This window comes from Clostridium chromiireducens (assembly GCF_002029255.1).
GTDB classification, from domain to species: Bacteria; Bacillota; Clostridia; order Clostridiales; family Clostridiaceae; genus Clostridium; species Clostridium chromiireducens.
Genome location: NZ_MZGT01000026.1, coordinates 61812 through 71590 on the forward strand (window position 1 = coordinate 61812; position 9779 = coordinate 71590).

Below are 9779 nucleotides of genomic sequence, written 5' to 3' on the forward strand. Positions count from 1 at the left end.
CTTCTAAATATAATCTTCCATTTAATATTCCTAAATCAAAAATAATATCTCCCCCTACCTTAGATAATTTAAAAATTTTATTTTTATTTCTGTTATCCTCTTAAGTAATAATCAGCTTATAAATTTGCATATCTTTAGTTTAGTTTTTAAATTGAACTTCTAAATTTTTATATTATACTTATCTAAAATTATTCTTAATTTAGCCTTATTAGAATTTTTTAAGTGATAAAAAAACAAAAAGAGGCCTTACTTCTAATTTTGAAATAAGACCTCTTTGTCTATGCTTAACTTTTATTAAATTTTTTTATTTTTATTAAATATTATATATCTTCTTTCTCCAATAAGTCAATAATATTGAAAATAATTTATTATTATAATTATTTTTTAATAATATACTTCACATTTTCGTAATCTTCCATGGTATCAACATCCAATAATATTCCCTCATCATCTATGTTAAGGTACGAGCACTGCTTCTTACTTAAATATTTCTTTAGATTAGAATCATCAGGTTCATCTAATATTTCTCTTATTAGATTTCTACTTAATAAAACCGGATGTCCTCCTCTCCTATTAAAGCTTGGTATAACTATTTCCTTCTCTTCACACAGTAATTTCTCTACTATATTTTTATTTATTAAAGGATAATCTCCAGGGGTAAGTAAGAACTTTGATGCTTTAACATTTTGTATTCCCTTTTTTATAGAGCTAAACATTCCCTTATGAAATTCATCATTATATACTACTTTTGCCTTTGTATAATTTTCTACCAGTCTATTTATCTTCTCATGCTTATATCCGCTAACTACTATTATATTATCACAGTTATCATATAAAGCTTCTATGCATCTCTGTAAAATTGCCTTGTTATTAATTTCAAGTTCCATTTTAAAAGCATTAGCTCTACTTGAATATCCCGCCGCTAGTATAACTCCATCTACATCCATCATTCTTTGTTCCTCTTCATTTAATATATAGAATTCTTAAGGCTTAAATAATATAATAAAATTTTATTCTAATTTTCTCACTTTATGATCACTCCATAATTGCCTGGAGAGTAATTTTCATTTTCTACAACAATATTTCCATTTACGATTACATATGATATTCCTTCTGGAAATTTCTCTGGCTCTATAAATGTACCTTTATCTATTATCTTATCTTTATCAAATATTACTATATCAGCTTTAAATCCGACATCAAGACACCCTCTATCCTTTATTCCCATTGTGACCGCAGATTTACTAGTCATTTTATATATTGCTTCTTCCAATGTTAAAGCCTTAAGCTCTCTTACATATCTACCTAATACTCTTGGAAAAGCTCCATATACTCTTGGATGGGGTTTTCCTCCAAGCAAACCATCAGTACAAAAATTTTGTTCTGGCCTTTTCATAAATTGGATTATATGTTCTTCTGATCCATAGTAATCAATCATACCGACCGCATTTTCCTCTTCTATTAATAAATCTAAAGTTGCTTCTATCGGATCTTGACTCCTTATTTCACCTAGCTCTTTTAGGCTTTTTCCTATAACAGCTTTACTCTTATCTGTTTTTACTGACGTAATATATATTCCATCTACTCCTGCAAATTCAACAAAGTTATCCCAATTGCAGTTTTTTTCATATATTTCACTAATAATCTTTTGTCTTAAATCTTTTGACTTTATTCTTTCGAGCATTTTATTAGTTCCACCATTATGAACCCATGGTGGAATAATAACACTAAGCATCGTGCTTCCAGCATCATAAGGATATTGATCAAAAGATATATTTACTCCATCTTTTTCTGCTTCTTCTATAAGAGAAACTATTTCATCTATTTTATGCCAATTATTTTTTCCACAGATTTTAAAATGAGAAAAATGTATTTTAACACCGCTTTCTTTACCAATTCTAATTATTTCTTTCATTGAATCAATAATTTCGTTTGCCTCACTTCTTTGGTGTACCACAAAAATCTTATTATATTCTGCAACTACTTTGCAAAGCTCAATTAACTCTTCTGTATCACCATATGCACATGGAATGTATATGAGTCCTGAAGATAGCCCAATAGCACCAGATTCAAGCTCTCTTCGTAAAATTATTTTCATGCTTTCTATATCCTCTTTTTCTGCTTTATTAGCAGAAAGCCCCATTGCCTCCATTCTAATATTACCGTGGGGCACAAGATAACATACATTAGATATTAATCCTTTATCTTTAATTGCATTAAAATAATCTTTTACGGTTTCATAATTCCACGAAATCTCATCACTGTCACCTTCAAGACCACTTAAGTTTTTCCTCCAATCCTTAATGAACTTACTTGGCAGTGGCGCCATAGATATACCGTCTTGTCCTAAAACCTCAGTTGTTATTCCTTGGTAAATCTTAGGCTTTATATTTTGATTACTTAATATTTCTAAATCCGAGTGACTATGAGTATCGATAAATCCTGGAGAAATAATCAAACCTCTTGCATCTAATACATAATCCATAGTTTCTTTTTTATTTTCTAAATCGCCAATTTCTACAATTGTATCATCATTTATAATTAAATCTCCACTATATGCTGGTTTATTAGTTCCATCAACTATAGTTCCATTGCTTATCATCCATTTCATTTTCTTAGTCCTCTAATCCTAATAATGTTTCCATTATCTTATAATAACCTGCACATGACTTAGCTAACTGTTCTATTTCAATATATTCGTCAATAGTATGTGCTATGTTTTCTTTTGATGGACCAAATCCTATAGTTTTTATACCGGCTTCACCAGCATAATGGCTCCCATTTGTGCAGAAAGAATAATTAGTTATTTCTGGATTCAATCCTATATCACATAACCCCTTGAAAGTTTTTTGTATAAATGCTTCTTCTTTTTTATAACACCAAGCTGGAAAGAATCTCTCTCCTTTAATCACTTCTCCTGTATGACATTTCTCTGTTCCTTTAGCATAAGAGACCTTGTAATTAATATTAGCTGATTCATTTTTTAACTCATCTATTAATTTTATTATTGGCTCTAAAACACCTTCTTTAGTTTCACCAACTAGTAACCTTCTATCATAGGTTGCCTTACAATAGCTTGGTACAACAGATGCTCCTGGATAAGGCGATGATTTAATATCTGTAAGTTCTAGAATTCCTTTTCCTAAAAACTCATCTTCTTCATATTTAATTTCTTGAAGCTTATCAATTATTTTAGATATGCTATAAACTGCATTAACTCCTTTTTCCGGATTAGCTGAATGAGCAGGAACTCCAAAGGTCTCAACAACAATTTCAGCACGTCCACGCTGCCCTATTTTAAGATTAAGTTCAGAGGCTTCTCCTATCACTACATAATCTGGTTTTACAAATTCGCTTATATTTCTTGCTGCAACTCCTTCGAAACATTCTTCGTGAACTACCCCAGCTATATATATTTCTCCTGGAAAATCCCTGTTATTGTCCTTAGCATAATATTCTGCTGCAATTATCATAGCTGCTAAAGAACCTTTCATATCAGATGTGCCTCTTCCATAAATCTTATCCTCATATATTTCTGCTCCAAAGGGATCATGCTTCCATTCTTCTGGATTATTTACTGGAACTGTGTCAATATGAGCATCAAAAAGTACTTTGTTACCCGGTCTGTTCCCTTTTATTTTTCCAATTATACTTCCATACTTATCTACAATAATTTCATCGAAACCAATACTTTTCATATTCTCTTCCAAGCACCCAACTACCTCTCCTTCGTTCCCTGAGTAGCTTTGAATCTTAATAATATCTTGGCAAAGTTTTATTAATTTTTCTTTTCTATCCTTATCCACAAATATCCCATCCTTCCTATATTTCATTTCCACATACGTACCTATTTGTTATATTTTTCTTATCACCTAGATATACTAATCTTTCTAATCTTTCTTCAATCGTTCCTTTATCAATTTTCCATAAGTTATCATCATCTATTATTAATGCATCAAATTCATATCCTTTTTCAAAGCTTCCAACTTTTCCAAAAAAGCTTCCTCCACCTTTTGTTGCTAAATAAAAAACTTCTTGAAGTGATAAAGATTTTTCATCTTCCATAAAGCATACTTTTCTTAATTTTGATATTTTAATTGCGCATGCCATTACAGAAAACATACTTAAACTTTCTCCACCAGCTATATCGGAACCAAGTCCTATCTGAACTTTTTTCTTTAATAATTTATTTATTGGAGATATTCCACTTGATAAATTTACATTAGAAGTTGGGCAATGAGCCACTATAACATTATTTTTTACGATTGTGTCTATCTCTTCTTCTGTTAAGTGAACACAATGAGCCATTATAGTTTTAGTTTGTCCAAAGAGATTGAATTGATTATATACATCACCATAATTTTTACATTCTGGGTGTAATTCCTTTACCCATTTAATTTCTGATAAGTTTTCTGATAGATGTGATTGGATTGGTACAACTTGGTTTGTTGCGATATTACCTAACGCTTCCATTAGATATCCTGTACAACTTGGCACAAATCTTGGTGTAATTATCGGTTTTACAAATTTATATTTTTTACTACAATTATCTAACCACTTTATTGTCATTTTTATTGACTCTTCACTGTCTTCTCTTAATATATCGGGACAATTTCTATCCATATTCACTTTTCCTACATATGATATTATTCCTTTTTCTTCAATTAAGTTCATTAAAACTTCTGTAGCTTCAGGGTGAATTGTTGCAAAAATAACAGCTCTTGTAGTTCCTTCAGCATATAGTTCATTAGCAAATTCCTTATACACCTTTTTAGCATAAGATGGGTCTCGAAATTTTGCTTCTTCCGGAAAAGTATATGTTTTAAGCCAAGGTAACAATTCTTTATCATATCCAATACCTTTTATAGCAAATTGAGAAGCATGCGTATGCAAATCTACAAAACCAGGAATTATAAGTTTATTTCCATAATCATTAATCTTTATATTTTTATATCTTTCTGGTAATTCCTTATATACTCCTTCAACAGAGTTCCCGCAAACTACTATATATCCATTTTCAACTATATTAAACAATTCACTTGTTTCTGTATATACTATATTTCCCTTTAAAATTTTAGTGTCATTTTCGCAACCTTTCATTTAATTCCACCCTCCTTAGTCTTATAGATAAAAACTGCATAAAATGTTCTTATAATTTAAATATCATATATATTAAACTTCTGTGTATCCCCATACTACATAACCAATGCTAACTTAGTCCTATGCGATAATTTATCGAAAGTATAAATTATATGTTGTTTATCTATAGCTTGGATACTTTCCATTCCATACTATGTCTCTATAGCTTTCTTTATCTGTATTTCCTTCAGTGCTGAAACAAAGGATTCTTGAATTTTCATCAAGCTTTAATTCTTCCTTTAACCATTGTAAATCTTTATTCTCCAAAATTTCTGCAATGAGTCCAACGGTAACCGCTCCGCTTTCCCCTGAAATAATTTTTTTATCACTTTCAACAGGGTTTCCCATAACTCTCATACCTTTTGCCGTCACATAATCTGGACATGATACAAAATTATCACTATAGTCGTGTAGCACTTCGTACCCTATTCTGCATGGCTCCCCACAAGCAAGTCCTGCCATTATTGTATCCATATCACCTGTAACAAAATGGAGCTTTCCATCATTTTTTTCTGAAGTTCTATAGATACAATCTGCCTTATTAGGTTCAACTATTGTTGTTATTGGTCTATTTTCACCATAGACACTAGCAAAAAATCCCTGAACCGCTCCTGCAAAAGCTCCAACCCCTGCTTGTAAAAAAATATGTGTTGGCATATCTTCTTTCATTTCTTGCAACTGCATATAAGCTTCATATGCCATTGTAGTATATCCTTGCATAATCCAAGTAGGTATTTTTTCATATCCTTCCCATGCTGTATCTTGAACCATTACCCATCCATTTTTTTCAGCTAAATCATTTGAAAATCTTACGGCCTCATCATAATTCATATCAGTTATTGAAGCATCTGCCCCTTCGGTTTTTATATTATTTAACCTTTCTAAAGAACTGCCTTTTGGCATATAAACTACGGATTTCTGTCTCAAGCGATTTGCTGTCCATGCTACTCCACGCCCGTGATTTCCATCTGTTGCAGTAATAAATGTTATATCACCAAGTTCTTTTTTTACTTCATCAGAAGTCATTTTGTCGTACGGTAGATTATCTATATCTTGTCCTAGTTTTTCAGCAATATAATTACCTATTGCATAACTTCCTCCAAGTACTTTAAATGCATTTAATCCAAATCTGTATGACTCATCTTTTACATATATATTACTCACGCCTAAAGCACTCGCTAAATTTTTTAGCTCAGTAAGCGGAGTCATACTATAATTATGAAAACTACTATGAAATTTTTGTGCCTTTCTTGCAACATCAATATTTAAAAAATCTAATGATGTTTTCTTTTCATTTTTCCTCTTAAAGTTAACATTCTTAAAATTTTCAGTCATTATGATTATCCTCTCTACTCTTTAATACATAAAATCAGTTGCTATTATTTTTACCTATACTTAATTTTTCATGATACTTCTTATTCTATCTAATTATTTAACAATAGATTAATGATAATATACGCCTTTGCACAAACCGCTTACTCTATGTTTATTTTAATTAAAGAATACTTATTCAATATCTCGTACCAATAAAAAAAAGCCACCACAAATAATTATGTGATGACTCCATTGTCAATATAAGTTTAATGTGACTAAATTTATTTAATGTCTGTATAATATCATTTCTTAGAGAGGTTGTCAATAAATTCATAATGATTGTATTATTTTTTAGAATTGAGGAGGAGTAATGGTTGAAATAAATATTAGTTCTTCTGTACCGGTATTAATAATTTGATGTGGCGTTGTTCCAAAATAATAAATCGTATCTCCTTCTTCAAGGGTATACTCATCTGAACCTATTTTTATCCACATAATACCTTTTAAAACATAGGTTACTTCTTCTCCAGGATGAGTTAATGGTTCACTGCAAGTCATTGCGCCTGGCTCCAGCTTAGCCATAAACATTTCAAGCTGCCTATCCATATCTGGACATAGTAATTCATATGTCATATGAGATTCGGAAAATCTTATTTTCTTTCTTCCATTATGTCTCACTACTGGATTTTTGGCCTTATTATCTATTAAGAAGTAAAACACAGCCACTCCCAAAACTTCTGCAATTTTACGTAGTGATGAAATTGATGGCTCTGATAAGTCCCTTTCTATTTGACTTAAAAAACCAGATGTCAAATCTGTTTTTTCAGCTAATTCCTTTAGGCTCAATCCTAATTGTTGCCTTCTTTCTCTTATTTTTTCTCCAATCATATAAATCTCTCCTCACAGTCAGCAGGTTTTTACACTTTTTTTCTACGTATCTATTATTATCTATTAGCTTATATAAATAGTCAACATATCTAAACTAGAATTTTCCTATTGCATGTTACTCTGGATGATTTCCTCTCTCATAATTATTATTATTTTCATATTTTATTTAGTATGTGTAACTTAATATAGTCTTATTGTAAGTTATTAAATTATGTGAAAATACTTGCTCCTTAAATAATTTATTACCAATCATTTCAAATATTATAGCATTAACAATCAACTCGAGCTTTATATCTCAAATCAATTGTTAATGCTATATTTCTAGTAAATCATCAAATTTAAAGCAATTGTCAACTTATAGAATAATCTATAGCTGCATGTCCATTACATTCAGGTTTATTTGAGCTTATCTTAACTGTTATAGTGGTTTTATGAAAGAAACTGGTACTTATAATACATGATATTTCCTCGCTTGCCTTAATACTTTGCCATTGGCCACCACCGCCATCTGAAGATACAATACTTACTGAATAACTTCCATCTTCCGGTGCTGTAATCTTTCCACGAATCTTTACATTTTTACCAAAACCATACTCACTAGCTGTATAAATATAATCTCCATTTTTATCGAAAATAAAATCAAAACCTATAGAATCTTTATCTTTATTAGAGTATTCTTTTGACATAAAAATTAACCTCCAAAATATTTTTCATTTCCTTAATATTGTAAACTTCATTTACTAATACAATTGCATATTTTACTTAAAGTAAAATAATATATTTACAAATTCAACACCGTATATTATATTCTCAGATCTTTTCAATGTTGCATATATTAGATATATTTATCTTTATTGATCGTATTAGCAAGATTTCGTTTTTACATCAGATTTTAAGTAATGTGAAATTTTTCAGTTAATTAAATTATAATTCTTAAATCAATTTTCCTTAAATTGCTCTCAAATTTATAGTATTATATATTTTTAACAAAATAAAAAAGCCGTAGTACAACGTACTACGACAATTATGGCAGGGGCAGTAGGATTTGAACCCACAACCAATGGTTTTGGAGACCACTACTCTACCGTTGAGCCATACCCCTAAGACATTACTCATTATATAATATATTTATAAATAAATCAACAATTTTTTTAAATTTACCTTTATATGTCTAAATTAAAACTACCCTAAAAAGTGCATCTAGTAACGAATAGACATGCTTTTTAAGGTAGTAGATAATTAAATAACGGTTAATACAATATACTCATAATTTATATTATGCTTCACTCGTTGTAGTAACTGATGTTGTTTCTTTTGCTTTTGCCCACTTTGATAATTCCTTTACATTATATAAAATCAAATCATCAAAAGACATATCACCATAATATTTCCATAATTTTATGGTGTTATATGCTGATAAATCTAATTTAGTTCCATTTTCTCCATCTACTATTATAATTACTTTTTTAGGATCCAAATTATTTATCTTAATAAATTCAGCTATTTCGTGATTATCAAGTTGAATAGTATTCAAATTTAATGATTTAGTTAAGTAATCAAAATCATTATTTAGTGTTATAAATCTATATTCACTAAGTGATTTTAACTTATCTTCATATAATTTAATATTTTTATCAAACTCTTTTATAGCTATGTTATAATTATCCTCATAATAATCTCTATTTTGAGGATCCCTATCTTGAATAGCTGCTTTTACATTATATAATGCTATCTTATATTCTTCTATACCTTCAAAATAATATGGATTTTCTTTAGTATTATTTTCATTAGAATAATTTAAAAGTCTAACACCTCTAGCTAGGTTTATTATACCTAGATTCCCCTTTTTTAGCTCATCGATGAGCGAAGCACTCCAGGGCTCAAAAGAAGTACCTGAATATATAAACAAATCCATATTTGATATATTATTTAAAACACTTTCACTATATTTGAATTCACTAATGTCCTTTTCATTAGTAAACATATACTGTACATTACACTTATCTTTTATAATTTTCTTAACCATATCATACTGTGGTTTATTAACTGTCATTATGTTTAAATACTTATCTCTACTTTCAGTTCTATTATTCTCTGTATTGGCTAATAACGGGCTTGAAAATAAACTCATACCTAAAGACAATGCAATAGTTATGATTACCATCGCAAAGGTAATCTTCTTCAAAATAAGTCACCTCCAGAATTCAACTCATTTACTTATAAATTTTCTAACTTATTCTTAATTAATTTCTAAAGTTTATTCCCCAATAAATTTATTAATTTAAACATAGAATCTTATGTTAGTATCATATGTAATAATGCATATTTACTTTCTTATTCATCTGTCAATTTAAGTTTAGTATGCATTTGTTCTTATTATACCAACTAATTCAAAATAAATATATACAAATTTATTACATTTTTCTGATTATTAAATT

At 29.5% G+C, this 9779-nt stretch carries 8 protein-coding genes and 1 tRNA gene; all 9 read right to left on the reverse strand.

Annotation, left to right across the window (positions count from 1 at the left end):
* Nucleotides 1-377 precede the first annotated feature (377 nt).
* On the reverse strand, nucleotides 378-950 hold the full coding sequence (locus CLCHR_RS11050; protein WP_242966017.1) for a nucleotidyltransferase family protein: 573 nt from the start codon (nucleotides 948-950) through the stop codon (nucleotides 378-380).
* Nucleotides 951-1024: 74 nt separating this feature from the next.
* Complete coding sequence (locus CLCHR_RS11055; RefSeq protein ID WP_079439861.1) at nucleotides 1025-2611, reverse strand: N-acyl-D-amino-acid deacylase family protein; 1587 nt, start codon at nucleotides 2609-2611, stop codon at nucleotides 1025-1027.
* 4 nt (nucleotides 2612-2615) lie between these two features.
* Entirely contained in the window at nucleotides 2616-3833 is a 1218-nt protein-coding gene (locus CLCHR_RS11060; protein WP_169896786.1) for a YgeY family selenium metabolism-linked hydrolase, read from the reverse strand.
* Nucleotides 3823-5100 carry a guanine deaminase gene (gene guaD / locus CLCHR_RS11065; protein ID WP_079439863.1) on the reverse strand — a complete coding sequence of 426 codons (1278 nt, stop codon included), beginning with the start codon at nucleotides 5098-5100 and terminating at the stop codon, nucleotides 3823-3825. Before guaD ends, CLCHR_RS11060 begins: the two co-directional genes overlap by 11 nt.
* Nucleotides 5101-5259: 159 nt before the next feature.
* On the reverse strand, nucleotides 5260-6474 hold the full coding sequence (gene dpaL / locus CLCHR_RS11070) for a diaminopropionate ammonia-lyase (RefSeq protein ID WP_079439864.1): 1215 nt from the start codon (nucleotides 6472-6474) through the stop codon (nucleotides 5260-5262).
* Nucleotides 6475-6804: 330 nt separating this feature from the next.
* Complete coding sequence (locus tag CLCHR_RS11075) at nucleotides 6805-7341, reverse strand: helix-turn-helix domain-containing protein (protein ID WP_079439865.1); 537 nt, start codon at nucleotides 7339-7341, stop codon at nucleotides 6805-6807.
* A 350-nt stretch (nucleotides 7342-7691) separates the two neighbouring features.
* Nucleotides 7692-8027 carry a hypothetical protein gene (locus CLCHR_RS11080; protein WP_079439866.1) on the reverse strand — a complete coding sequence of 112 codons (336 nt, stop codon included), beginning with the start codon at nucleotides 8025-8027 and terminating at the stop codon, nucleotides 7692-7694.
* A 341-nt stretch (nucleotides 8028-8368) separates the two neighbouring features.
* Nucleotides 8369-8443, reverse strand: a tRNA-Trp gene (locus CLCHR_RS11085).
* A 174-nt stretch (nucleotides 8444-8617) separates the two neighbouring features.
* Nucleotides 8618-9526, reverse strand: a complete 909-nt coding sequence (locus CLCHR_RS11090) for a metal ABC transporter substrate-binding protein (RefSeq protein WP_079439867.1) — start codon at nucleotides 9524-9526, stop codon at nucleotides 8618-8620.
* Nucleotides 9527-9779 lie beyond the last annotated feature (253 nt).

Bases quoted from the DNA above. Each gene is read 5' to 3' on its own strand.
- guaD (WP_079439863.1), bottom strand. From the start codon at position 5,100: ATGAAAGGTTGCGAAAATGACACTAAAATTTTAAAGGGAAATATAGTA.
- CLCHR_RS11080 (WP_079439866.1), bottom strand. From the start codon at position 8,027: ATGTCAAAAGAATACTCTAATAAAGATAAAGATTCTATAGGTTTTGAT.
- dpaL (WP_079439864.1), bottom strand. From the start codon at position 6,474: ATGACTGAAAATTTTAAGAATGTTAACTTTAAGAGGAAAAATGAAAAG.
- CLCHR_RS11075 (WP_079439865.1), bottom strand. From the start codon at position 7,341: ATGATTGGAGAAAAAATAAGAGAAAGAAGGCAACAATTAGGATTGAGC.
- CLCHR_RS11050 (WP_242966017.1), bottom strand. From the start codon at position 950: ATGATGGATGTAGATGGAGTTATACTAGCGGCGGGATATTCAAGTAGA.
- CLCHR_RS11060 (WP_169896786.1), bottom strand. From the start codon at position 3,833: ATGAAATATAGGAAGGATGGGATATTTGTGGATAAGGATAGAAAAGAA.
- CLCHR_RS11055 (WP_079439861.1), bottom strand. From the start codon at position 2,611: ATGAAATGGATGATAAGCAATGGAACTATAGTTGATGGAACTAATAAA.